We start from the raw sequence: 24,363 nt of genomic DNA on the forward strand, positions 1-24,363 counted from the left end.
ATACTGTGACACAGGGCATCGCCATCCGGAGGTGATGTCGACGATTTCGAGGCGGCCGGACGGAGCGGGCCGACTCAACCCGCCAACGCGGAACTGGTGGCAGAAGATATTGCCGCGGTGACGGTTTCGGGAGCCTCCAGCATCACCAGATGCCCGCAGCCGGGCAGGGTGATGGCTCGTACGGGCGCGAGGGTGGCGTTGAGGCGAGCGCCGGCCCGCGGGGACAGGATCCGGTTGTCCGCGCCCCAGATGGTCACGATCGGCGGGAATGCGGGCCCGGGACGGAAGTCGTCCAGCTCGGCCAGGCGTGGCAGGTCACGGGCCAGGGCCGCGGCCGGAAGCAGCCGGCGCCGATCCGACCACCGGCGCGCGAGCCCGGAGAACGGCTCGGCGCCCATCTCGCGACCGCGCGGGCCGAGCTGCTGGCGCACCACCAGCCCGGCGGCCACACCGGGCAACCGGACGGCGCCGGCCAGGGCGTCCATCGGCAGCCGGCCCGCCGCGCGGGCGGCCCAGCCGGTCGAGGTCGGGCGCAGGGTCGCCGCGGTCAGCGGGCTGCTCAGCACCAGCGAACGGACCCGCTGCGGATTCTCCCGCGCGTACAGCAGCGACAGCGCGCTGCCGAAACAGTGCCCCACCAGGGTGATATCGCGCAGCCCGCGATCGGCGACGAATTCGGAGACCAGCCGCAGATAGTTGGCGACGGTGTACCCCGAATCCGGGATGCCGGACTCCCCGAAGCCGAACAGATCCATCGCGAAGACGCTGTGGGTGGACCGCAGCGCCCGGAACTGTGCCGACCAGATGGTTCGATCTCCGCCGATGTTGTGCAGGAACAGAATCGGGTCGCCCGACCCGGCCTGGTCGTATGCGACAGGCACACCATGGAAATCGAATACCGGCATCGGGCGCTCTCCTCGTTGAGTGCGTTCTGCATGCCATTACGGCTGCACCGCCGTCCCGAAGGAGGGCAACGCGAATTCAGCTGCCCTCCTCGGGAGGGGTTGCCGTCCATGGTAATCGGTACTCCGCGTAACACAAGTCGCGGTATCGTCGCCTTTACGCCGGTCGGTGCGCCGTTTCCGGAGACCTCAGCGAGCGGTTCCCACCGCCGGGCGCCCCCTGTCCGGCCTCGGAACGCCGTCCGGCGCGCAGCGCGCACCCGACACTCATCCCGCGGAGGCTCGGCGAACGGTTCCCAGAGCTCAGTGCCGCGTCTCCGGACGCGCGCTGCGGGCACGCATCCAGTCGAGCAGCGCAGTCATTCCGGTTTGGCGGTCCACGATCGGTGCGTAGCCGAAATCTCTTGTGGCCGCCCCCGTGTCGTAGGTCCCGGTGAGGGTCATCACCGCGACGGTGTAGCGCGACAGCGGGGGCGACCAGTGTTCGGCGAGATACGGTATGCGCCGGAGGGTTTCGATGACGGCGACGAGCGCCTCCACCAGCCGCCGATCGAGGGCGGGGCCCGGCGGCGCGTAGCCCAGCTCGGCGATGACCTGCCCGAGGAATTCCCAGACGCTCGTCCGCTCTGCGTCGGCGATGAAATACGGCCGCCCGCCCACGTTCGGCGAGTCGGCGGCCAGGATGCAGGCCTGCACGATGTTCTCGACGTGGCACAGCGAGGCGTACACGTCGCGGCCGAGCGACAGGTCCGGGAGCGATCCCGCGGCCGCCCGGCCCAGCAGCCGCACGATGGGCCCGGACCGATCCCCCACACCCCAGATCGCCCGCGGCCGCAGCGCGCAGGTGGTGAATCCGGGCGCATTCGCCGCCAGCACGAGGCGCTCGGCGGCGGCCTTGGTCTCGCAGTAGTGGTTGAGGTAGCGCCGCGGGAAGGGCGTCGACTCGTCGATGTCGACCTGATCGCCGCCGTCGCGGTCCATCAGCGCGCTGGGGCTCGAGATGAACACGAAACGCGATGCCCCACTACTGCGGGCCGCGTTCAGCAGCCGCTCGGTGGCCGAGACGTTCTCGGCCCAGAACCGATTCCGGCTCCCGCGCTCGTCGACCCGTGCGGCACTGTGGAATACGACGTCCACCCCCGCCGCGGCCCGCTCCAGCGATGCCGCGTCGGCGAGGTCCCCGGTGACCACCCGCACGTCGTCGATCACCTCGCGCAGATCGGCGAGATTGCTGTTGCGCCGCACCAGAATCGCGACCTCACCGCGTTGCTCGCGGACCAACCGGCGCACCAGCGCACCGCCCAGGAAACCGGAGGCCCCGGTGACCAGCGCGCGCATCACAGCGCTCCGTCCAGGTGCGCGGTGCTCCCGAATTCCGGCTCGCTACCGGAACCGGTTCGCCACCAGGTCAATCCGAAGATCTGGGTCATGACCGCGGTACGGACGCGTGAGCGAGCTTGCGAGCGAACCATCGGCACGGCGCGCCCGCGCAACGCCGACGAGCGCCAGCGAGGAGGTGTTGAGCGGCTGGCAAGTTCGTCCGCGGCCAGCGCGATGGGTATCTGGGCGGCGTGTCCGACGGTGCTGAGCAGGGCGTCGGCCCACCAGACCGCGCGCAACGCCCGGCTGGCCGGGGCCCGGCCCAGCAGCGCGGCGACGAGTCCGGCCAGCAGGTAGAGCCAGCCCAGGATCGGAACTGCCCGCAGAGCCGTGGTTTTCACCGTGTCCGCCTTTCGGCCCAGACCGCCAGCTTCTCGCGGCCGATCTTGGCGTTGTGCCGGATGTCGACCGGGAAGCCGGGGTGGTAGAGGAACTCCGAAACCGGTGCGGCGACTGCGAATTCGGCCCTGCGCAGGCGTAGGGCGGTGTTTACCGCCGCCCGGTCGGCGTCCGGGGCGAGTTCCACGCACAGTACCGGCCGCTGCCGGCCGCGCGGGCCGACACCGACCAGCGCGGTGCGCTTCACCCCGGGCACGACGTTGAACACCTGCTCGACCCGAACCGTGAAGATCGTTCCGTCACCGGTGATCACGCGCTGGCTCTTGCGGCCGCAGAACCAGATCCGGTCCTGCTCGTCGATCCACGCCAGGTCGCCGGTGCGATGCCAGACCGTATCGCCGTCGACGATCTTGCCCACCGCATTGGCCGATTCCGGCCAGAAGTACCGCACGCTGACGTTCGGCCCCGCGACGACCAACTCCCCGATGCCGGGATCGCCGGCGGGATCCGCCGCGCCCGGAACATCCTCGTGCGCTTGCACATCGGCCCAGGTGGGCAGCGGACCGTCGGTGATCGGGACGATGCGCGCCCGGACGTCCTGCGCCGGACGCCCCACGCAGACCCCCGCACCGCCCTGCGCGCGCTCGACCAGTCCGCCGAGCAGTTCGCGCGATTCGATTGTCGACATCGGCAACGCCTCCGTCGCACCGTATCCGGCATACACGCGCACGTCCTCGCGCAGCACCTGCCGCAGGCCCACGATGCACCAATCCGGTACGGGCGCACCGCCGGAATAGATGCTCCGCAGGGTCGGCAGCGATGTGCCGCGCTCGCGCAGATGCTCGAGCAGCGGTATCAGTACCGCGGGTGAGGCGAACAGAGTGCGGACCTCGAATCGATCGACCGCGTCCACCACATGCGCCGGATCGGTGGCGCCGACCCGCGAGGGAATCAGCGGCGGCAGCACGCACCGGGATCCGAGCAGCAGCTCCAGGATTCCCGCGACGGGCGCGGTGATCAGCGAGGTACCCGGCGCGATGCGCTCGCGCGCCGCATCCACCTGGTCGATCATCGCGCTGATGTTGCCGTGGGTGAGCACCACGGCCTTGGCCGGGCCGGTACTGCCGGTGGTGTAGGCGATGAGCAGCGGGTCCGCGTCGGGCGCGGGATCGCGAACCGGTACCGCGGCAACGGGTTTGCGGCCCCAGCTCGCGAGCGTGGGCCCCCGCCAGAACCAGCGGCTGCCGACCGTCACGGACAGACGGACGCGACGGAAGTAGGGGGCGAATATGATCCGCACCGCCTGCGCCTCGGGCACTCCGATGAACGCCTCCGCATCGGCGGCGGCCAGGCAGCGCAACATCTTCCGCAATCCCATGCCCGGATCGATCAGGACCGGTACCGCCCCGATTTTGAACAATCCGTACAGCACGGCGTACAGCTCGGGCCCCGGGGTCACCAGCACGATGGTCCGCGTCCCGCGCGCAACCCCTGCGGCGGTGAGTCTTTCGGCGATGGCATCGGACCAGTCGTCGAGTTCGGCGTAGGTGAGCTGGTCGTACTCCGGCACGGGCCCGGTCCCGCCGCCGGCGGGAAAGATCACCGCCTCCCGATCGGGATATTCGGCAACAATTCCGCGAAACCGATCGAGCGCTCGCCAGTAAACGGTGGCAGTCATAATGCCTCTCCGGCCTTTTTCACCCCGGCCCGGGAAGTGGATTTCATGAACACGAGAGAGATCGAGACGAAATACTGCACACGCTTCCCCCTGCGGATGGGTGCGAATACATGAGAATCGGTTGAAGGCGACGGTACCACCCGTCCGAAGCCTCCGCCACCGATAGCGCGAAACGCCTCCATTCGGCAGATATATATACGTGTCGAGCGGTACCAAACAATGTCGGCGATCACCCCCTATCCACCCCCCTATTCATTTGTTCGAGCGATACCCGAAAGGGGGTAGTCCCAGCTGATCAAGGCCCTGCGGCCGCGAAATCCGGCCGCCTCGAGGACGATTGACCGGCCGCGGAGCGTCGTCCGCAGCGACGCGCAACCGCCGGGCGCCTGGTATTGTCCGAGTCGGCACTGGGGCTACTGGATAACGACGGCGCCGGCATCGAATATATCTTTCTGCCGAATTTACTCGCCGCACCAGAATTCGACCACACTCCGAAAACGATCCAGAGAGTAGGGGGCCATGCGTACACGTTTCGAATCACTCGGTGCGTACACACCCAGCACCGTCCGCTCCACCGACGAATTGATCGCCGGTCTGGCGGTGCCCAGATCCCTGGATCTGGAGCGAATCACCGGAATCAAGAACCGGCGCGTGCACAATTCCGACCCCGACGATTACGAATCGTCGTTCGAGCTGGCGGTGCGGGCGATGCAGGACTGCCTGGAGCATTCCGACTACTCCGCGGACGACATCGACGTGGTGATCTCGGTATCCATCACCCGCTTCCGCGGACCCGATCTGTTCTGTTACGCACCGGCATTCGCCCTCATGCTGCGCAACGCGATCGGCGCCACCCGGGCCCTGGCCTTCGACCTGTCCAACGCCTGCGCCGGCATGATGACCGGAGTGCTGGTGCTGGACCGCATGATCAAGGCGGGGGTGGTGCGCAACGGCCTGGTGGTCAGCGGCGAGCAGATCACCCCCATCTCCGACACCGCGATGCGCGAGATCAGCCAGCCCTACGATCCACAGTTCGCCGCCCTGACCGTGGGCGACGCGGCCGTCGCGGTGGTGGTCGACGATCGCGGCGACGACAACGACGAGATCCACTACATCGAGCTGACCACGACCGCCTACGGCGCCGAATTCTGCCTCGGCATGCCCAGCGACAAGTCCAAGGGCATCGCGATGTACACCGACAACCGTGAACTGGCCAGCGAGAAGCGCTACTCCCAGGGCCTGACGCGGATGTCGGACTTCTTCGCCGAGACCGGACGCACCTGGGAGAGCGAGAAATACGACTACTGGATCCACCACCAGTTCAGCGGCCCGGCCATCGAGCACATCAGCCGCCTGTCCGAACAGCACTTCGGTACCCCGATGCCGCAGGCGCTCAACGTCATGCACGAATTCGGCAATACCGCCTCCACCTCGCACTTTCTCGTGCTGCACGAACACCTTGCCCAGCAACGGATTCCGCGCGGATCGAAGGTGCTGCTCATTCCGGAGGCCTCCGGAATCGTGTCCGGGCACCTCGCCGCCACCATCTCCCGTCTGGAGGCCTGAGATGAGCACTGCCGGACAAACGGCCATCGTTTCCGCGGCGGTCTGCACCGACGCCGACACGGGCAGCTACTTCGAGCTGGCCGCGCGCGCGGGCAGCGCCTGCCTGGAGCGCGCCGGGGTGTCGCCGAACCAGGTCGGGCTGGTGATCAACGCCGGGGTCTTCCGGGACAGCAACATCTCCGAACCGGCCGTCGCCGCGCTGATTCAGAAGCGGCTCGGGATCGGGCTGGAGTACAGCACCGGGCGGATTCCCGCGTTCTCCTTCGATCTCATGAACGGTGCCACCGGATGCGTGCACGCGCTCATGGTCGCGCAGACCTTCCTGGGCCCCGGCGAATTCGAGTACGCGCTGGTCGTCGCGGGCGATACCCACCCCTCCACCGAGCGGGCCGTCGCGGGCTTCCCCTACAGCACCGGCGGGGCCGCGCTGCTGGTGCGGTATTCCTCCGATGCGGGCGGATTCGGCCGCCTGCACACCACCGAGGAGCTCGGACCGGTGCAGCCGACCGCCTGGGCCGACCTGGACGCGGCGGGTGCGGCGGGCCGCTCGGCGCTGACGGTGCGCACCGGCCACGGCGATCCGCTAGCGTCCGCGGTACGCGTCGTACGGGCCTGTCTCGCCGAGGAGGGCCTGAGCCCCTGCGATTTCAGCACCGGACGGGCCCTGCTGCTCGCGCCCGCACCGCTGCCCGGTTTCCCCGAACAGCTGGCGCGGCGGCTCGGCCTGCCCGCAACCGCGGTGTCCGGGATCGATCCGGCCGCCGGGGATCCCCACACCGCCGCGCCGATCCACGCCTACCTCGGCGCATCGGCCGCCGGCCGGCTCGACACGGCCCGCAGCATCGTGTTCCTGGCCGCCGACGACAGCTCCGCGGCGTGCCTGGCGTATTGGCGGCAATCGGCCGACCTGGTCGGCGTGGGCGCCGATATGCATACCAAACACGTTGACGTGTAGCATAATTCACACGCGGGCTCGGCATTGCCGCCTTCTGACCGCCGATACCGTAGTGCACCGGCTGAATTCCCGGGCGTCCTGGTCGCGCCCCGCTGCAACGATGCCGCTCCCCCACCCACGCGCCGCTGGGCGCGTCGTCCCCTCAGTCGGGCACGCCAGTTCGACGAAGGGATACCGAATATGCAGCGATCGGTCGCTCGGGACCGAGACCGGACACCGATCGTCGCCGATCCGCGCGGACCCCGTCCCGTGCGGACCCGACGATCCGACGAGTCCGACCAGCACGCGGCGAGCCTGGCCACCCTGCTCCGCGGCACCGATCCCGCGCGGCTGCGTGCGGCGCGCGCGGTCGCGGTGCTGGATGCCGCCAGCACCGTCGACCTGGCGGCGCAGCTGTCCGGGGCGGATCCCGACGAAATGCGCGGCGCGCTGGGGCAGCTCAGCGCGGCCGGGCTGATCGAGCAGGAACGATTCACCCATCCCGCGCTCGCGGCCCACGTGCTGCGCGACCTGTCCGCCGCCGAGCTGCGCGAGCTCCACGCCCGCGCGGCGGAACTGCTGCACCGGAACGGATTTCCGGCCTCGACGGTGGCCGCGCACCTCGCCCGGGCGGGGGAGGCACGCGGCGCGTGGGCCACGCAGGTGCTGCTGGATGCCGCGGCGGAGGCGCTGACACGGGACGAACTCGACTGCGCGGCAGAGCGGCTCGAGCTCGCCTATCGCGCCAGCCGCCGCGCGGACGACCGCGCGGCGATCGCCTCCAGGCAGGTCGCGGTCGAATGGCGGATCGCCCCCTCCACCCGGACCAGGAGTTTCGCCAGACTCCGGGCGGCCCTCTACAGCGGGCGGCTACCGCACGCCGAACTCCCCGCGACGACCCTGCAGATGCTGTGGCACGGGCACGTCCAGCATGCCGACCACGCGCTGGCGCGCCTGGCCCAGGAGCCACCCGGGCCGCCCGCGGCGACCGCGCGGGTCGAATTCCTCTGCACCTGGCTGCGATACACCCATCCCGCGCACGTCGACCGGCACCGGGCGCTGTTCGCGCGGCATCTCCGATCCGGCCCGCACGCCCTCGAGCAGCCCGGCGAACAGACCCCGGCGACTCCCGAGCTGTCCGTCGCCGGGCTGCTGACCGCGCTGTCGGTGCAGCATCCGCCCGCCGAAATCGGCGCGCTGGCACAGCGCATCCTGACCGCCCACCGCCTCGATTCGGCCACGGTCGAGGCGCTGGTGGCGGCGGTGGACTGTCTCATCCACCTGGATCGGCTCGATACCGCGGAGGCCTGGTGTGCCTCGCTGCTGGCCGAGGCGCAGGCCCGGCGCGCGCCCACCTGGCGCTCGATCTTCGCGGCGGTCCGGGCGGAGACCCTGCTGCGCAAGGGAAATCTCACCGGCGCGATCGACAGCGCGGTGCAGGCATTGAATCTCGTTCCGGCCGAGCATCTCGGGGTCTGGGCCGGGCGGCCGATCGCGGTGCTGGTGCGGGCGCTCACCGCGCAGGGCAGGCATACCGAGGCGAGCGCGCAGCTCTGCCGCCCGGTGCCGCGGGCGATGTTCGAATCCCGTTTCGCCCTACCGTATCTGCAGTCCTACGGCCACCACTGCCTGGCGACCGGACAGCCGCAGGTGGCGCTGCGCTATTTCCGCCGCTGCGGCGAGCTGACGCACCAGTGGGACATGGACTTCGCGTGGCTGATGCCCTGGCGCAACGACATGGCCGCGGCCTACGTCGAGGCCGGGGAGCCGCGGCGCGCGCAGGCCTTCGCGACCATGCATCTGAAGCTGATCGGCGGGCCCGATCGGCATCACAGCGGCGCGGCGTCGCTGCGGCTGCTCGCCGCCACCGGCGACCCGCACCGCCGGTTGTCGCTGCTGCGGCATGCGGTGGCGGTGGCCCGGTCCGGCCACGATCGACTCGAATTGGCCACCGCCCTGGCCGAATTGGGCCGTGCGCATCGCTCGGTCGGCGATGCGGAGAAGGCCAGGCCGCTGCTGCGGGAGGCCACGCGACTGGCCGTGGCCTGCGGATCGGACGCACCCGGCCGGGTCGCACTCCGCACCACACCGGACCCCGCCACTGCGCCGGGCACGCCCACGAGCGCGCCGACGAAAAGCCACGGTGCGCTGATACGACCGGTGCAACCGCCCGCGACGACGGACGGTCCGCCGACCGAACCGCAGGTCCGCCTGACGCCCAGCGGCGTGGAAACCCTGAGCCCGGCCGAACGCCGCGTCGCCGACCTGGCCGCGCTCGGGCGACGCAATCGGGAGATCGCCGATGCCCTGCACATCACCCCCAGCACGGTCGAGCAGCACCTGACCCGGGTGTATCGCAAGCTCTCGGTCGCCCGGCGCGGCGAACTGCGCTTCATCCTCCCGCCGATGCCCGCCGCGGATTCGGCTGTGGGGTAACGCGGACCTGCGGATATGTGGAACGTAGAATACGCCGATGCCCGTCCCCAAAGCCGAACTCCACCTCCACATCGAAGGCACCCTCGAACCGGAGCTGGCCTTCGCCCTGGCCGCCCGCAACGGCATCGACCTGCCGTATGCGAACGCCGCGGAACTGCGCGCGGCGTATGCGTTCGAGGATCTGCAGTCGTTCCTGAACCTGTACTACGAGCTGATGGCGGTGCTGCGCACCGAACAGGACTTCGCCGATCTGGCCGCGGCATATCTCACCCGGGCCGCGGCGCAGGGAGTGCGGCACGCGGAGATCTTCTTCGATCCGCAGGCCCACACCTCGCGCGGAGTGGCACTGGGCACGGTGGTCGAGGGCCTGTGGCGGGTGCTGGGCGACAGCGAACGCACCCACGGGGTGTCCACTCAGCTCATTCTGTGTTTCCTGCGCGATGAATCCGCCGAGTCGGCGATGCAGACGCTGCGCAGCGCCGAGCCGTACCTGGACCGGATCGCCGGGGTGGGCCTTGATTCGGCGGAGGTCGGGCATCCCCCGGCGAAGTTCCGCGAGGTCTACGCGGCCGCCGCCGAGCTCGGGCTGCACCGCGTCGCGCACGCGGGCGAGGAGGGCCCGCCCGCCTACATCACCGAGGCGCTGGACGTGCTGGGCGTGCAGCGCATCGACCACGGGCTGCGCTGCATGGAGGATCCCGCGCTGGTCGAACGCCTTGTGCGCGAGCGAATTCCGCTGACGCTGTGCCCGCTGTCGAACGTGCGGCTGCGTACCGTGGACACCCTGGACCGCCATCCGCTCCCGGCGATGCTGGATGCGGGTCTGATGTGCACCGTCAACTCCGACGACCCCGCCTACTTCGGCGGATACGCCGGGGACAATTTCGACGCGGTGCGAAAGGTGCTCGCGCTGAACGAGGAACAGCTGCGCGATCTCGCGCGCAACTCCTTCAACGCCGCCTTCCTGGAGCACGACGAGCCGCGCCGGGCGCGCTACCTGGCCGAGGTCGAGGCCTATGCATTCCCCTCCCCGCCAACCACTTCCGGACCCGCCTGACGGACCGATCCGGAACGGGCAAACCGGTCTCTTCGGGAACGGGGCGGCGTTACCCTGACAGGGGCGTTGCACCGCGGATTGTTTGCGCCCGGCGTGGCGCCGGCCAAGCGAGCCACCTTTCCAGAGGATGCATCATGAGCGTTGATGATCGCACTGCTCCGTCCACTCCCTCGATCGCCGATCCAGGACCGCTGGGTCTGGGCGCCTTTGCCCTGACCACATTCCTGCTATCGGCGGTCAACGCCGGCTGGGCCACGGCCGCGTCGGGCGACGCCTGGGTGGGCTACGCCTTCGCCTACGGCGGCCTGTGCCAGCTACTCGCGGGCATGTGGGAATTCAAGAACAAGAACGTCTTCGGCGCGACCGCGTTCTCCACCTACGGCGGCTTCTGGATCGGCTTGGGCCTGTGGGCGCGGCTCGTCGCGCCGCACGCCACCGCGGCGCAGGCCTCGCACGACCTCGGCTGGATCCTGCTGGCCTTCGCGATCTTCAACACCTACATGATGGTCCTGGCCCTGCAGGTGAACATGGCGGTCTTCGCGGTCTTCCTCACCCTGGAACTGACCGAGATCGTGCTGTTCGCAGGGAATTTCGCGACCAGCTCCGGTTGGGTCAAGCTCGGCGGCTACATCGGGGTGATCACCGCCCTGACCGCCTGGTACGCCTCGGCCGCCGGAGTAGCCAAGGGTATCGGCGGCAAGATACAGCTCCCGGTCGGTGCACCCCTGATCGCCTGATTGCACAGTCGCACACCGGAATTCGCCGCCCCGATGCGTATGCATCGGGGCGGCGATTCACATCTTCGCACGACATCACGGCGCAGTACCGGCGAACACGATGAGCCTGCGCTATCCATCCGATCCCGCACGTCCGGGTCGAGCAGCAATTCGAATCACTCGGGCTCGTTCGGCCCCGGATACTTGGCCACGACTACCAGCCGTCGGTTCGACGGCTTTTGTGGTGGGCGGATGAGGCACCGTGATCGCGGCGGTCGAGGTACCTAGATGCCAGCGATGCACTTTCTGAAAAGTGGTGCTAATTAAGCGTTTTCGGCGTTCACGGACGTTGTGAACTCTACGAGGAGATCCTGCAGCTGCTGCGGGGTCTCGAGCTGCGGCAGGTGACCCGCGGTCTCGATGAGCACATAGCGCGAGTTCGGCAGTGCCTCGTCGTAGGCGACGCCGTGCTCGGGCGGCACGATGCGGTCCGCCGCACCCCACACCACCAGGGCCCGGGTGGTCGCATCGGGCAGGCGTCCCAGCAACGACGGGTCGGTCATCGTCGTGCCGCCGTAGACGCGCAGCGTTTCGCGGTTGGCGGCCATCATCGCCTGGCGCTCGGGCGGCAGTTGCGCGGGGTCGATGCGGAAAGCGTCCGGGTTCGCGTAGCTCAGGTCGGCGACCTGATCCAGGGTGAGACCGAAGAAGTTGGCGATCGGGGCCTGCGGGAGGTCGAGGCCCGCGGCGTCGACCAGGACGACGCCCGCGACGCCGGGAGCGGCGAGCAGGGCGAGTTCGGCCGCGATCCAGCCGCCGATCGAGTTGCCGACGACCGTGACGCCGTGGAGCTCCAGCTTGTCCAGCAGGGCCGCGTAGAGACGGGCCAGCCCGGCGATCGTGGTGAGCCCCTCCGGGCGGGCGGTGCCGTCGAAGCCTGGGTGGACCGGCACCAGGACCTCGACTTGCGCTGCGGCGGCCAGCTTCTCGGCGAAGGTGGTGACCGACTGCGGGCCCGCGCCGCCGTGCAGCAGCAGCACTGGCCGGCCCGAGCCGTAGGTGATCACGGTGAGTTCTACGGAATCGCCGTCGTCGAGGCGGACGGAATGGGTGGTCGTCATGAAGGCACTCCGGTCGATTGTGGGAATCAGGCGTGTTCGGTGGCGGGTTCGGTCGCGTAGTTGCGCATCACCCCGACGATCGCCTCCGGGGTGGGCTGACCGCCGGCCGCGATCATGTCCCGCAGGTCGCGGAAGTACTGCACGTACAGATCCGGAGTGAAGGTGTTCAACATGACTGCGGTGCCGTCGGTCAGGTTGGCGAAGGTGTGCGGCGCGCCCGGCGGGACCATGATCAGCGTCCCGGGCGGCGCCTCGTGCTTTTCCGTGCCGACGGTGAACGTGACCGTTCCGGACACGACGTAGAAGCCTTCGTCGTGCCGCGCGTGGCGGTGCTGCGGCGGCCCGTCGGTGTGCGGCGCCACGATGATCTCCGCCATCCCGAGCCGGTGCTCGGTGTTGCTGCCGTCCTCGAGGATCCGCACCCGGGTGGTCCCGATGCCGATCGATTCGCCACCGTCGGGTCCGACGACCGATACCTCTGCCATGTGTCACTCCTCGTGTTGCGGTAAGCAAGAACCTACTCGCGCGAGTTCACTCACGCAAGTGAAGTCGCGTAAGATGGGTTGCGCTGACACTCGCACATTCGGGCTGGTGCAGAATCGAGCGACCAGCACCACCGACGAGGAGGACGGCCCGCGATGACCAAGGGCGAGAGGGTGACCCGCACCGAACAGAAGCGCCGCACGCGTGCGGCGCTCATCGATGCCTGCCGCGAGCTGATGGCCTCGGGCTCGGCGGTGACGATGCCGGAAGTGGCCGAGAAGGCCGGGGTTTCCGACGCGACCGCCTACCGCCACTTCTCCGAACTCGTGGAACTGATCAACACCGCCCTCACCGGGACCTGGCCCACACCCGCCGAGGCCCTCGAGCCGGTCGTCGGGAACACCGATCCGCTGGCGCGCCTCGAGTTCGCCACGGAATTCCTCCTTCGGCGCGTCGTCGCCTACCAGGGCTCGGTCCGCGCCGTCATCGCCGCCACCGTCGTCAATCCGCCCCGGGCGCGCGAACGTCCGGGCTTCCGCTTCGGGCTCATCGACGAGGCCCTCGACCCGGTGCTCCCCGCCGACACCCCGGCGGCCGCAGCGCGTCTGATCCAGCTCAAACAGGACCTGGCGGCCGTCGTCAGCGCCGACGCCCTGTTCTCCCTTACCGACCTGTGCGGCCTGAATACCGACCAGGCAATCGCCAGCCTCCAACGCACCGCCCGCACCATCACCCAGGCCGCGCTGCACGAGTTCGCCGTGGGCGAGTAGGCGGGTTTGACAGGTAGCTCATGCGTTGGCCCAAGTCCACGCGGAGCCACCGCAACTTTCCAGAACGCGCGCTGATGCCGATGAGCGGGCACAGGCTCGAGGCCGTGCCCGCCACTGCTGACTCCCGGCTATGTGTGCGCTTCGTTCCCCTGAACTCGTTGCAGCACAACGACCGGGATGCGCCTGCCCGCGGCCGCCTCGAACTCGGCGAACTTCGGGACGAGCGCTATCTGTTGCGCCCAGATCCGTTCGCGCTCCGCGCCTTCGGCGAGCCGGGCTACGGCCGGTACCGTTTCCGCGCCCGCCTCAACGGTGGTCCGCGGGTTCGCCATCAGATTGCGATACCGCGCCGGATGGTGCGGGCTGCCGCCGTGGGTGGCGAAGACAGCCCAGCTGTCGCCGACCGGATTCGACACGATCGTCCACGACTTGCGGTCGACGCGATACCCGCGCGCGCACCGCACCTCCACGTGCACCGGCTCGCCGCAGTCGCGGCGGCTGACCGCCACCGGGCCTCCCTGGGGGCGAGCTTCCCATCGGTCTCCCCACTGGCCCGGCCCACTAGCAGAGTTTGACAATACTACTCAGCTCGCACTACCCTGAGTCTGGAAAGCGGACTCAACCGAGGAGCGCGTAATGGAACTACCGGACCAACGGGTGCTGGTGACCGGCGCGACCGCCGGAATAGGACAGGAAGCCGCCAAACTGTTCGCCCGCCGCGGCGCCAGCGTGGTCATCACCGGGCGCGACACCGAACGAGGCGCGCAGACCGTCGCGGCGATCGAGGCAGAGGGTGGACGTGCCGAGTTCATCGCCGCCGACCTGAAGGACATCAGATCCGTTCGACGCCTGGCCGAACAGGCCGGTGACGTGGACGTGCTGGTCAACAACGCGGCCTCGCTCACGGCCGCTCCGACACTGGAGCAGGATGTCGACTCGTTCGACACGATGTTCGACGTCGACGTGCGTGCACCGTTCTTTCTGACCGCGGCGCTACTGCCAGGGATGATCGCCCGGGGATCGGGTGCCATCGTCAACATCTCCTCGATGGGCGCGTCAGTCGGCGTCCCCTTCGCGCCGGTCACCGCGGCCGCCAAGGCGGCACTCGAATCCTTCACCCGGTCCTGGGCGGCGGCGTTCGGCGCCAACGGGATTCGCGTCAACACCGTCGCGCCCGGGCCCACCCGCACCGACGGCGCCGCCGGCACGTTCGGCGACGGGCTGGAACAGCTGGGCTCCGCGACGCCGTTGGGCCGGACCGCGGACCCAGCCGAGATCGCCGAAGCGATTGTTTTCCTGGCGTCGCCGCAAGCGAGCTACCTCACCGGTGCGACCGTGACGGTGGACGGCGGCTTTACCGCCATCTGACCAGACACGCGAGCTGATGAAGTAGCTCGTTGCCGTCACGACGAACGTAATGAGCCGCCCCACGTCCACAAAAAGCAAATGAGGAGATACCCATGGTCGGGGCAAAACCTTACGGGCAACTGCATTATCGCGAGGTCAACGGAAACCGGATGGCCTACGTCGACGAGGGCGACGGCGATGCCATCGTCTTTGCGCACGGCAACCCCACGTCGTCCTACCTGTGGCGCAACGTGATGCCACACTTGGAAGGACTGGGCCGTCTCGTCGCCGCCGACATGATCGGTATGGGCAAGTCGGACAAACTACACCCGTCGGGTCCGGACCGCTACAACTATGCCGAACAGCGCGACTACCTGTTCGCGCTCTGGGATGCACTGGATCTCGGCGACAACGTGACACTCGTGCTGCACGATTGGGGTTCAGTGCTCGGCTTCGATTGGGCCAACCAGCATCGTGACCGCATACAGGGCATCGCGTTCATGGAAGCCAGCGTCACCCCAATCAGCTGGTCGGAGTTCCCATCGGATCTCCGCGGCATGTTCAGGCGCTTTCGATCACCGAAGGGCGAGACCATGGTGCTGGAGCAGAACATCTTCATCGAAGAAGTTCTGCCCGCAGGGATGGCGCGCCGGCTCAGCGACGAAGAAATGGACCACTACCGGCAGCCGTTCGTCAACCCGGGTGAGTCGCGCCGGCCGACATTGTCCTGGCCGCGCAACATCCCCATCGACGGCGAGCCCGCCGACGTCACATCGGTGGTCAACGACTACCGCAACTGGTTGGCCGAAAGCGATGTGCCCAAACTCTTCGTCAACGCCGAACCAGGGGCCATCGTCCAGGGCCGCATCCGCGACCTCATCCGCTCGTGGCCGAACCTCACCGAGACCACCGTCAGCGGACTGCACTTCGTCCAGGAGGACACCCCCGACGAAATCGGCACTGCCGTCGCGCAATTCGTGCGCACGCTGCGCTCGCCCCGGTAGCAGGAGGTCGACGGTACCCGCTGACAGTCAAGTTCTGAGGTTGGCCGGCAGGGCATGGGTGTGCCAACTGCGATGGCGTAAATGGTGCGGTAGACGGCATGGAATTTTCCCACTCGGCGCTGCGGCGGTGAAGGTCAATCGGCAGCCCGAACGGGTGCGGCGGCGATCATCATCGATTTTGGTGGTTCAGCGGCCGAGCAGCCAGCCCACCCGGTCGTAGGCGAGGGCCTGGTAAATCACGAGCGAGACGGCGGACAGCAGCGCCGCCGTCGACAGTCCGGCAGCCCACAAAGCCACCACTCCGCCCCCCAGCACAGCGATCTCGATCATGAGTCGCACTGCACCGGGTACTGCGATCGTTGCTTGCCCGTTCCGGCTCGGGTCCCCCGGCACCGCGAACGTCCCCCACACCGTAGCCACCACAATCGGCAAGATCAGTACCAGCAGATACCGCCATGGCGCATCGAACTCCCGCCACCCGAGGATCCCGAACGAGGCGACTGCAGCGAGCTCGAGCAGAAACCGCAGGCCCAACATGATCGGGTTCAACGACATTCGGCGAGCTTAACTGCTCGTCCCGGGGTGCCACGGCTGGGAACAACCAGGGGAACAGTCCCGAGTTGTCAGCGCGGGCCGATGAGCAATGTCATCGCACAGCGCAGGCGCCGCTGATCTTCATTATCGCTCGGACGGTTGGCTGTTGGGCAGATCAGTCAAGCCGGGCCTGGGCCCGGATTCGGTTTCCTCGACCTCGAACACGCGATGGTCGTGCGCGCAGCGCAGCTCCACGTGCACCGGCTGGCCGCACTCGCGGTGCCTGACCACTACGGGCCCTCCCTGCGGACCGGCTTCCCATCGGTCCCCCCACTGCATCAATACGACCAAGGCCGCGAACAAGTCATGACCTTTCTCGGTGAGCAGGTATTGATGGCGTTCACGCTGTCCGGCTTCGCGATATGGCTCGCGTTGCAGCACGCCGTGCTCGACGAGCGTGGCGAGTCGTTCGCTCAGCAGGGTCCGCGCGCAACCGACGTTGGCGAGGAACTGCTCGAAGCGGCGCGCGCCGTAAAACGCCTCGCGGAGCACCAGCAGCGTCCACTTCTCCCCGATGATGTCCAGGGTGCGCTTGATCGAGCAGTCCCGCACCCGCAGCTCCTCAAAGCTGGCCGGCCCGGCCTCGTCGAGATCAACAGAACTCCTGGTCATGAGCCAATAGTAGCAGAGTTTGACAATGCTACCCAGCCGCAGTACCCTGAGTCTTGAAATCAGATTCAGGGAGGAGGGTGCCAGCGTGACTGCGTCGACAAGCGATCAGGAAACGGTGCTGGTCATCGGAGCGACGGGCCGCCATGGCGGCACCGGAGCCCGGGTAGTCGAGCGGCTGCAAACGGCGAGGCGGCTAGTGCGGGCGTTGGTGCGCTCCGACGACGACCGCGCCCAGCGGCTGCGCGAATCCGGGGCGCAAACCTTGGTCGGCGACCTGCACGACCGCCGGACTTTGCTCCCCGCGCTGGATGGAGCCGGTTCGGTGTATGTCGCGTATCCGGTAGCGGCTGGCATCGTGGACGCGCTGGCGAATGTGGCGTCGGTGATCCGCGAGCTAGGCTCCTCGCCGCATGTCGTGATGATGGGGAACGGCGCGGCCGACCATAACGCCGCGAGCGGAATCGCCCGAGAACATGCCCTCGCCGATGAGCTGTTGCTCCAGCTCGGGGTGAATTTCACCTCGGTGCGAGGTTGCGCGTTTTTCTACGAGAATGTCCTGCTGTTGCACTCCGACGCGATCAGAGAGACCGGCGTATTCGCCAACTGCTTCGGCGATGCCCGCCCGGCCTGGATCAGCGCCGCCGACGCCGGCGATCTGTGCGCGACCGCCCTGCTCGACCCGCAACACCACGCCAACAGCCCAATCATCTACCCGCCGGGCCATGAGCTGCTCTCCCAGCATCAGATCGCCGACATCATCAGCGAGGAAACCGGGCGCGAAGTCCGCTATCAGTACATCACCGCGAACGATTGGCGCCGCCAGCTGCTGGCCCACTCCGGGGGCCTGCCCAACCAAGCCATGATCCAGCACATCACCACCCAGGCAAAGATGTGCGAGGACAACACCACGATCTTGCGCAAGGACATCGACCCCTCGGCCCTCGCAGCGGCCAGCGGCCGCCCCCCGCTGACCTTCCGAAACTTCGTGCGGCAACACCGCTCAGCATTCGGAGCCGTCACCGCCGACGCATGAGCATCGAGCTGTTGGCCTGAGCCGCAACCACATTCAACGCAAGAGCGTCAACGCCGGCAAACCACGAACTTTCAGTCCGGCCGCCACCAGCGGCGCGAACACGATCCACGGTGATCCCTTGTGGTAGTCACAGTAGAACCGCTGCCATCCAGCACGGTGCACGTCGAGCGCCATCTTGGTTTCCTCGAAGTAGCAGGAAGTAGCGCGCATCGAACCCGCCCACTGCCTCGAACGCTTCGCGTCCAACGGGAAGTGACTATTCGCCACCCCAAACCACCGCCTGTGCAGCAATCACGTTCTCTCCGGCCTTCGTTGACGTAGCGGTAGAGCAGACTCGGCCCGCCGGTGTAGCCGAGCGCCTTGATCTCGCGGAAGAGCTGCTGCCCAACGACAGGCTGCCGCAGCACTTTACGTTCACCGTTACCGGACGCTCGTCGAGTGGAACGTCAGCTACCGTCCGCCAGTGATAGCTGTGCACTCGCGCGAACTCGGCGCCGCAGCCCGGACACGGGGCTGGATCGTCGGGCGTCCGCGCCCACACCACAACCTGCCTACCCTCGTCGACCACGTCCTCCATCACCAGCGGCAGCAACCCCGAAAACACCACGGCAGCAGGCACATTCACCTCACACACACACGGACATCGTGCCACTCAACACCACCGAACCACCGAAAGTGAGACAGAGCCGTCCTTCCGACAGTCCCGTTTTTCCGAGTGCAGGCAGTGCAGGCAGGTACTGCTGGCCCGCCTGGTGGTCGAAGTACAGCTAGTGTTCCGCGGCTTCGCTTTTCATTTCATGGTGGCGAGGTTGTGCCAGAGATTTTTCAGGCTGTCGGTTCCGCCGAAGAGTGTGGTGAAGTTCGTCGAGTCGATGAGCAGGATGTCGCCGGCACGGGGGCCGGTGGGTGGCATCCAGATCAGCGCGTTGAATTCGGTATTCCCGGCCGCGGTGAAGGGGTGGGGGCGGGCGGGGTCGACGCGCTGGCGGGCCAGCACCCGCAGCGAGTCGCTTTCCGGTGCGGTGAGTTCGTAGTGCGGCAGGTGGGGGTGGAAGTTGAATGTGGTGACGCTGTCCAGGAGCCGGGGGCTGTCCAGGTCGCGGTATGCGGTGACGGGGGCGATCTCGGTGGTGCCGTCGACGACCGCCGGGCGTAGGCCCCAGGTGTTGTGCACCGGCACGTCGAGCGCGTTCATCAGCGAGCGGGTGTACTGGCCGAATCGTTGCTGCCGGGGCACCAGCGGGTCGCCGTGATGCAGGTATTCGATTTGTCGCTGCGCATTGTCGTCGGTGAAGCCGACGTCGTGGTGAGGCGCGAGCAGCAGGCAGGTGCCCTCGCGGTGCAGCCACTCGCGGAGGGCGTCGATTTCCTCGGGTGCGGCCTCTTGTTCGGAGACGAGGTGGTCGAGCCCGAACACCATCAGCGTGTCGGTGTCGGCCAGAATCCGCTCGTCGATGGGCAAGGTGTAGCCGGCCTGGTCGATGCGCTGGAATACCGCGACGGGATGACCGGTGACCTCTCCGGCCAACTGTTGGAAACCGAGTGTCGAGCGGTGGAACAGTTCGAGCGTGCCGGCGATGCCCTGCAGGAAATGCGCGGCGTCGTATTCGGTGGTTTCGTAGCCCGGCCATGCGACGTTGCGAACTTCGGTCATCGTGGAGAAGCGGTTGTAGATTTCGGCGGGATCGCGTTGGGCTTCCCACGGGTAACTCCACGCCCAGTAGATGCTGATCCGCCGCCGTCCGTCGGCGGTGCGCGGGATGTGGCTCTGGTTGTAGGTGCGTGCCGCTGACAGGCTGCTCATGAGGTCACCTCTCGCTGTCGAGCGTGGTCAGGTAGCGCAGGGCGCGGATACCGGGCAGGAAGAAGTACGCGCCGCCTTTGAGGCTGGTGAAGGCGGGCAGGCCCTTATATACCTTGCGGATCGGCCGTTTCGGGACCGTGAACTCCAGGGCGCCGTCCTGGGTGCCGCAGATGGGGTCGTGCTCGTTGCCGAGTTCGTGAAAGGTCTTGTCGTTGATCCAGACGTTCTGGGCGAACTCGAACTGGCGGACCAGGTCGGCACAGATGATGAACGCGGCTATTCCCCGGTCCGCGCCGTCGTCGGATGCTTCCGGCGCCAGCGCCGGCCCATAGGTGGCGCCACGGCGAATCATCCTGCGCCGGTTCATGTTCACCGCGGTGTCGCGCGGATTGAGTCGCCGCGCATGCGCGCCCAGCGGTACCGCATAACCGTGCGGATCCATTTGTTTGTAGTTGAAGTCGTTGTTGCGTAAGGGGTCTGCGCCCAGTTCGGGATCGTCATGGTCCGGGGACAGCACCAGCGGCGCGCCGCTGCGCCACCGGCCCATGAGTTTGGCGGCGAGTAGTTCCTGCCCTTGCGGGGTGTCGGCGTTTTCGCGCAGGAAGTTCCGGAATGCGCCGACATGTTCCTGCAGTCGCCGGTAGGCCATGTAACTGCCGTTGCGGGACAGGGCCTCCGGCTGCGGCAGCCCGTGAGGCGGCCCGTGCTCGTCGGGGTAGCCCAGGATGAATTCCCCGGGTTGCAGCGGCGCGCCCGAGCCTGGGGTCGGCTCTTCCCCGGATCCTTCGATCACGGGCTGGGACAACCGGTCTCGGAACCCGAAGTGGTCGTGGGCGTAATTGAACGGCGGTGTTGCGTTCAAATCCAGGAACGACAACACGCGCACACCGGTACAGCCGGACACCAGTTTTTCGTGTTCGGCCGTGCTTCGCTGTCGGTCGGCCTCGGTGCGCGCGAACAGGATTGCGATGGCGTGCAGATCGTCACCGGCCAGCCCGCCCACCCAGTTGTCGGGATGATTGGCGCCGGTGTCGCCCAGGATGTCTGCCCGGGCGGCCATGCCCTCCCGGAACTCGTCGGGGAAGGTGGCAAGCGCCGGCTCCGGCACGCCGAGCGCCCGCAGTCCGTTCCAGGTGAAGGCCAGTGTGACCCAACGTGTAGAGCTATCGATCGTCGTGCGCACGTCCGCGACCGACTGCACCCGATCCAGCAGCGGAGTCAACCAGGCCCGGCCCCCGGCGGGGTCGTCGAAGGACAGGAACTCGTAGCGGCCGGTCAGCGCCGGCGTGCGGGTCAGCAGGATGTGCTGAATATCGTCGAGCTCGAGCATGCCGACGGTCACTGCATCTGATCGAGCATGTCGGAGAACGCGGCCTTCAACCGTAGCGCCTTCTTGATCTCGTCAGCTGTGACGTACGGGTACTCGCCATACTCGAGGAAACTCGGGAACTGGTGTTCGCGAACGAATTTCACGAAGGCTTCCGGGTTTTCCTTCCAGTCCTCGGGGAATCCCTCGAGATTCGTGAAAACGGTGGTTATTCCGGTCTGCGTGAACAGCATGACGGCATCCTCGGTATACTTGTCGAAATCCGTGTCGAAGATGCCTTGATATTGGAAATGCAGGCCCGAACCGACGTCGAACAAGACCCACCGCAGATAATGCAACCGCAGCGGCGCCAGCACATCCGGGCTGGCCGCTACCGCGTCTTCGATCTGCTTGCCGTATGCACGGACGGCCTCCTCCCGGCCCGGTTTCACCTTGGCGATGATCGAGAACCCATAGCAGGCCGGAGTTCGTGGATAGATCGGGCCGTATCTGCCCCGCTGCAGCTCGAAGTAGCCCTCCTGGGGAATCGCCATCGCCGCTGGTTTGCTCCAGTCTTGATCGGCGGTCGACATGTTGTGATCACCTGCTTTCGCCATTGCAGTAAGTCAACTATCGAACCGTCTCGGACACGGCCTGTGGCGCCAGAATCCGATTCCGTCCGTCGAGTGAGGACATCGTCGAGAACTTGTTGTCGATTTGTGACGCTGCCCGGCCGCACTGTACGAATCGCGATATGCACGGAAATTCCGGCGGCAGGCACCCGACTTTGGAAGGATGGCCGCATGCCGACTCCGTCAGAACACATCAAGACTGCGCCGCCCCTGCGTGAATTGTCAACGCCGCGCGCCGCGGCACTGGCCGGAGTGCTCTTTGCGGTTTTGCTCGGTACCACGCTGGTCTTGATCCGAATCACAATGCCTGAACACGTTGAGGATTCGACGCAGTGGCTGCAGAGCCGGCACGGCGCGATCACCACGGCGACGGTGCTGATGCCCTTCGCCGGCATCAGCTTCCTGTGGTTCATCGGCGTTGTGCGCGACGGATTCGGGCGCTACGAAGACCGGTTCTTCCTGTCGGTATTCTTGGGCAGCGGGCTGCTGTTCCTGGCGATGATGTTCGTCGCCACCGCTGTTGCCGCCGGTCTGGTGGCCGGCAACACCGGCGCCGCCGACCCGGCCGCCCGCGCCGAGGTGATCCGCTTCGGCAGGATGGTGCTGATTTCGGCGAGCCAGACCTATGCGCTGCGCATGGCCGCGGTGTTCATGATCTCGCTCGCCACGATCTGGCTGAAGACCAGGTTGATGCCCCGCTGGCTCGTCGGCCTCAGCTATTTGACGGCTTTGGCACTGCTGATCATCAGTGACCTGAGCCGATGGGTGACGTTGGCCTTTCCGGCTTGGGTGCTCGTGGTCAGCGGCCTCCTCCTGACCCGCGCCGGGCTGATCGGCAAACGGCGTGCGGAGCCCGATTGATCCTGGGCAGCCGCGATCCGTGCGAAAACGCGAAGGCGTGTCGGAAGCGACAAACCTCCACGGGGCCTGCACGGCTGTGCAACAGTACCTGGCGTGGACGAGTCATCTTCGTGGCGTTCGCTCGAATTGACGATGCTCTACGAGGCCGTGGCGAACCGACACCTCCAATACGAAAATCTGCTCTGGCAGGTGCCTGCCCTCAGCTTGACCGCGCAGGCCTTCTTGTTCAGCATCGCGATGGGAGCGGGCAACGACCCCGTTGCGCGGATCGCTTCATCGCTTCTCGCGCTGATCGTTTCGACCATCTCGATCATGCTCATGGCAAGCCATCGCCTCGCCGGACGCAAGGATGCACTCTGGCTGGAGCGTTTCGAACAGGACGAACTCGGTGCGGGAACCCTGGGCGCACATGGCCACGCCTTCGCGAAGCAGCAGGACATTGCGGACCTGGACGCAGGGTGGGTAGGCAAGCTGATACCGATGCGGCAGATGTTCACGGTATGGGTCGTCGGACTCGCCTGCTTCGCCATAGCCGCCATCTTCATGATCGTGAGGACACTGATCAACGGCGCACGCTGAGTACCTCGGCATCGAACTGATAGTGGCCGCAACGACTTTTGCTGTCGGGGTTGGCAGCCCCACCTGACCTCGCGGAGGCGTTGCGCGCCTTGAAGGCACGGCAGATGTCCGAATGCCTGGCACTCGGGATCCCGTGGTCGGACGATCGGCTGATCGCGGTACACGAGGACGGGACTCCGGTCCGGCCGGAGTGGTACAGCGACGAGTTTCAACGCCTGCGGCGGCGGGCCGGACTGCGCCGGATCACGACTCTCTGACCTGGGTGGGGCGGGTGGGGCTCGAACCCACGACCAGCGGATTATGAGTCCGCGGCTCTAACCGACTGAGCTACCGCCCCCGACCGCAGTACACGCGGGCGTGGGCGATGCTACCGCGTCGAGTGGGGATACGCCTAGCTGGATGTCCGGCGTGGCGCGGTACGGGCCTCGGCCACTGAACCCGGACAGGGGCCGGGTGCTTGTCCGGGTGGGACGCCGGGCGAGCGTGAGCCCCCGGCATCCACGGGGGCTCACCTGCGCCTTACCCCTTCAACGGGAGCCGCTCGAGGATCGCCGTCAGCATCTGCGTCTGAGACTTCAGGATCGCGTCTTGCCCCTGGAGTATGGAGTTGACCGTGTCGAACTTCTTGTCGACTGCATCGAACCTCTGATCAACCGCAGCGAACCTCTTGTCGACCGCGTCGAACCTCTTGTCGACCGCATCGAACCTCTGATCAACCGCAGCGAACCTCTCGTCGACTGCATCGAACCTCTGATCAACCGCAGTGAACCTCTCGTCGACCGCGGTGAACCTTTCGTCGACCGCGGTGAACCTCTCATGCACCGCACGGAACTCCTGCGCCACGTCGTCCTTGAACTGCGCCACGTCGACCTTGACCTCCGCCAGGTCGACCTTGACCTGCGCCACGTCGTCCTTGACCTGCGCCAGGTCGCCCTTGACCTGCGCCACGTCGACCTTGACCTGCGCCACGTCGACCTTGACCTGCGCCAGGTCGCCCTTGACCTCCGCGACGTCGCTCGACAGTTTGTTGATACTTCCGTGCACCACCGCACCGATGTGGTCCATCAGCTTGACGTGGTTGTCTTCGACCGTTTTCGCAAGCTTGTCGATTCGGTCGGCGGTGTCGATCTGACTGCGCTCCAAGTGGGTCACCCTGCTCTCGAGCGATGCGGTTGCCACTGATGGGTCCTTTCAATAGTGAGGAACGAT

At 67.1% G+C, this 24,363-nt stretch carries 27 protein-coding genes and 1 tRNA gene; 12 read left to right on the forward strand and 16 right to left on the reverse strand.

Annotated elements, in window-relative coordinates; translation table 11 throughout:
- Positions 1-74: 74 nt before the first annotated feature.
- From KO481_RS33645 to KO481_RS33660, 4 genes are all read right to left on the reverse strand, one after another.
- Complete coding sequence (locus KO481_RS33645; RefSeq protein WP_215922527.1) at positions 75-905, reverse strand: alpha/beta fold hydrolase; 831 nt, start codon at positions 903-905, stop codon at positions 75-77.
- A 300-nt stretch (positions 906-1,205) separates the two neighbouring features.
- Positions 1,206-2,240, reverse strand: a complete 1,035-nt coding sequence (locus tag KO481_RS33650) for an NAD-dependent epimerase/dehydratase family protein (RefSeq protein WP_215922528.1) — start codon at positions 2,238-2,240, stop codon at positions 1,206-1,208.
- Positions 2,240-2,623, reverse strand: a complete 384-nt coding sequence (locus tag KO481_RS33655; RefSeq protein ID WP_308166866.1) for a hypothetical protein — start codon at positions 2,621-2,623, stop codon at positions 2,240-2,242. Before KO481_RS33655 ends, KO481_RS33650 begins: the two co-directional genes overlap by 1 nt.
- Positions 2,620-4,299: a fatty acid CoA ligase family protein gene (locus KO481_RS33660; protein WP_215922529.1), complete on the reverse strand. Its 1,680-nt coding sequence runs from the start codon at positions 4,297-4,299 to the stop codon at positions 2,620-2,622. The genes KO481_RS33655 and KO481_RS33660 overlap by 4 nt, the downstream gene beginning before the upstream one ends.
- Before the next feature lie 519 nt (positions 4,300-4,818).
- On the opposite strand from KO481_RS33660, the gene KO481_RS33665 reads away from it, so the two are divergent.
- The 5 genes from KO481_RS33665 to KO481_RS33685 all read left to right on the forward strand — a co-directional run bounded on the left by KO481_RS33665 (position 4,819) and on the right by KO481_RS33685 (position 11,029).
- Complete coding sequence (locus KO481_RS33665) at positions 4,819-5,865, forward strand: 3-oxoacyl-ACP synthase III family protein (protein WP_215922530.1); 1,047 nt, start codon at positions 4,819-4,821, stop codon at positions 5,863-5,865.
- Position 5,866: 1 nt separating this feature from the next.
- Entirely contained in the window at positions 5,867-6,820 is a 954-nt protein-coding gene (locus KO481_RS33670; RefSeq protein WP_215922531.1) for a beta-ketoacyl-[acyl-carrier-protein] synthase family protein, read from the forward strand.
- Between the two features lie 249 nt (positions 6,821-7,069).
- Complete coding sequence (locus tag KO481_RS44535; RefSeq protein ID WP_215922532.1) at positions 7,070-9,235, forward strand: helix-turn-helix transcriptional regulator; 2,166 nt, start codon at positions 7,070-7,072, stop codon at positions 9,233-9,235.
- Between the two features lie 37 nt (positions 9,236-9,272).
- Positions 9,273-10,292, forward strand: coding sequence for an adenosine deaminase (locus KO481_RS33680; protein WP_215922533.1), 1,020 nt, complete (start codon positions 9,273-9,275; stop codon positions 10,290-10,292).
- Between the two features lie 134 nt (positions 10,293-10,426).
- The gene (locus KO481_RS33685) at positions 10,427-11,029 is read left to right on the forward strand and encodes an acetate uptake transporter (protein ID WP_215922534.1); all 603 of its coding nucleotides are present in this window, start codon (positions 10,427-10,429) and stop codon (positions 11,027-11,029) included.
- Positions 11,030-11,331: 302 nt separating this feature from the next.
- Here the strand turns inward: KO481_RS33685 and KO481_RS33690 are convergent, their stop codons facing one another.
- Together KO481_RS33690 and KO481_RS33695 are read right to left on the reverse strand one after the other, a co-directional pair.
- Positions 11,332-12,129, reverse strand: coding sequence for an alpha/beta fold hydrolase (locus tag KO481_RS33690; protein ID WP_215922535.1), 798 nt, complete (start codon positions 12,127-12,129; stop codon positions 11,332-11,334).
- A gap of 26 nt (positions 12,130-12,155) precedes the next feature.
- Complete coding sequence (locus tag KO481_RS33695; protein WP_215922536.1) at positions 12,156-12,614, reverse strand: cupin domain-containing protein; 459 nt, start codon at positions 12,612-12,614, stop codon at positions 12,156-12,158.
- A 153-nt stretch (positions 12,615-12,767) separates the two neighbouring features.
- On the opposite strand from KO481_RS33695, the gene KO481_RS33700 reads away from it, so the two are divergent.
- Positions 12,768-13,382, forward strand: coding sequence for a TetR/AcrR family transcriptional regulator (locus KO481_RS33700; protein WP_215922537.1), 615 nt, complete (start codon positions 12,768-12,770; stop codon positions 13,380-13,382).
- A gap of 128 nt (positions 13,383-13,510) precedes the next feature.
- Here the strand turns inward: KO481_RS33700 and KO481_RS33705 are convergent, their stop codons facing one another.
- Complete coding sequence (locus KO481_RS33705; protein WP_308166867.1) at positions 13,511-13,891, reverse strand: nitroreductase/quinone reductase family protein; 381 nt, start codon at positions 13,889-13,891, stop codon at positions 13,511-13,513.
- A 127-nt stretch (positions 13,892-14,018) separates the two neighbouring features.
- On the opposite strand from KO481_RS33705, the gene KO481_RS33710 reads away from it, so the two are divergent.
- Together KO481_RS33710 and KO481_RS33715 are read left to right on the forward strand one after the other, a co-directional pair.
- Positions 14,019-14,750, forward strand: a complete 732-nt coding sequence (locus KO481_RS33710; RefSeq protein WP_215922539.1) for an SDR family NAD(P)-dependent oxidoreductase — start codon at positions 14,019-14,021, stop codon at positions 14,748-14,750.
- A 92-nt stretch (positions 14,751-14,842) separates the two neighbouring features.
- Entirely contained in the window at positions 14,843-15,733 is an 891-nt protein-coding gene (locus KO481_RS33715) for a haloalkane dehalogenase (protein ID WP_215922540.1), read from the forward strand.
- 186 nt (positions 15,734-15,919) lie between these two features.
- Here the strand turns inward: KO481_RS33715 and KO481_RS33720 are convergent, their stop codons facing one another.
- Both KO481_RS33720 and KO481_RS33725 read right to left on the reverse strand, forming a co-directional pair.
- Positions 15,920-16,288 (reverse strand): YrdB family protein, encoded by a 369-nt coding sequence (locus KO481_RS33720; protein ID WP_215922541.1) that lies wholly within the window; start codon positions 16,286-16,288, stop codon positions 15,920-15,922.
- A gap of 123 nt (positions 16,289-16,411) precedes the next feature.
- On the reverse strand, positions 16,412-16,939 hold the full coding sequence (locus KO481_RS33725; RefSeq protein WP_215922542.1) for a winged helix-turn-helix transcriptional regulator: 528 nt from the start codon (positions 16,937-16,939) through the stop codon (positions 16,412-16,414).
- Between the two features lie 25 nt (positions 16,940-16,964).
- Here KO481_RS33725 and KO481_RS33730 point away from each other — a divergent pair, with 25 nt between their 5' ends.
- Entirely contained in the window at positions 16,965-17,972 is a 1,008-nt protein-coding gene (locus KO481_RS33730; protein WP_215922543.1) for an NmrA family NAD(P)-binding protein, read from the forward strand.
- A 33-nt stretch (positions 17,973-18,005) separates the two neighbouring features.
- Here the strand turns inward: KO481_RS33730 and KO481_RS33735 are convergent, their stop codons facing one another.
- The 5 genes from KO481_RS33735 to KO481_RS33750 form a co-directional block, all read right to left on the reverse strand.
- Positions 18,006-18,146 carry a hypothetical protein gene (locus KO481_RS33735; protein WP_215922544.1) on the reverse strand — a complete coding sequence of 47 codons (141 nt, stop codon included), beginning with the start codon at positions 18,144-18,146 and terminating at the stop codon, positions 18,006-18,008.
- An 82-nt stretch (positions 18,147-18,228) separates the two neighbouring features.
- Entirely contained in the window at positions 18,229-18,549 is a 321-nt protein-coding gene (locus KO481_RS44935; RefSeq protein WP_372452167.1) for a transposase family protein, read from the reverse strand.
- A gap of 213 nt (positions 18,550-18,762) precedes the next feature.
- Positions 18,763-19,776 carry a hypothetical protein gene (locus tag KO481_RS33740; RefSeq protein ID WP_215922545.1) on the reverse strand — a complete coding sequence of 338 codons (1,014 nt, stop codon included), beginning with the start codon at positions 19,774-19,776 and terminating at the stop codon, positions 18,763-18,765.
- A gap of 4 nt (positions 19,777-19,780) precedes the next feature.
- Positions 19,781-21,106 (reverse strand): Dyp-type peroxidase, encoded by a 1,326-nt coding sequence (locus tag KO481_RS33745; RefSeq protein WP_215922592.1) that lies wholly within the window; start codon positions 21,104-21,106, stop codon positions 19,781-19,783.
- 8 nt (positions 21,107-21,114) lie between these two features.
- Complete coding sequence (locus tag KO481_RS33750; RefSeq protein ID WP_215922546.1) at positions 21,115-21,675, reverse strand: hypothetical protein; 561 nt, start codon at positions 21,673-21,675, stop codon at positions 21,115-21,117.
- Positions 21,676-21,885: 210 nt separating this feature from the next.
- Between KO481_RS33750 and KO481_RS33755 the strand changes: the two genes are divergently transcribed.
- The 3 genes from KO481_RS33755 (at position 21,886) to KO481_RS33765 (ending at position 23,411) form a co-directional block, all read left to right on the forward strand.
- Positions 21,886-22,575 (forward strand): hypothetical protein, encoded by a 690-nt coding sequence (locus KO481_RS33755; RefSeq protein WP_215922547.1) that lies wholly within the window; start codon positions 21,886-21,888, stop codon positions 22,573-22,575.
- 93 nt (positions 22,576-22,668) lie between these two features.
- Complete coding sequence (locus KO481_RS33760) at positions 22,669-23,154, forward strand: hypothetical protein (protein WP_308166868.1); 486 nt, start codon at positions 22,669-22,671, stop codon at positions 23,152-23,154.
- A gap of 50 nt (positions 23,155-23,204) precedes the next feature.
- Positions 23,205-23,411, forward strand: coding sequence for a hypothetical protein (locus KO481_RS33765; protein ID WP_215922548.1), 207 nt, complete (start codon positions 23,205-23,207; stop codon positions 23,409-23,411).
- A 6-nt stretch (positions 23,412-23,417) separates the two neighbouring features.
- Here KO481_RS33765 and KO481_RS33770 read toward each other — a convergent pair.
- Positions 23,418-23,491: transfer RNA gene (locus KO481_RS33770), tRNA-Ile, on the reverse strand.
- Between the two features lie 182 nt (positions 23,492-23,673).
- Positions 23,674-24,333 (reverse strand): hypothetical protein, encoded by a 660-nt coding sequence (locus KO481_RS33775; RefSeq protein ID WP_215922549.1) that lies wholly within the window; start codon positions 24,331-24,333, stop codon positions 23,674-23,676.
- Positions 24,334-24,363: the final 30 nt, after the last annotated feature.

The sequence above is a fragment of the Nocardia albiluteola genome, from assembly GCF_018860155.1.
GTDB lineage: Bacteria > Actinomycetota > Actinomycetes > Mycobacteriales > Mycobacteriaceae > Nocardia > Nocardia albiluteola.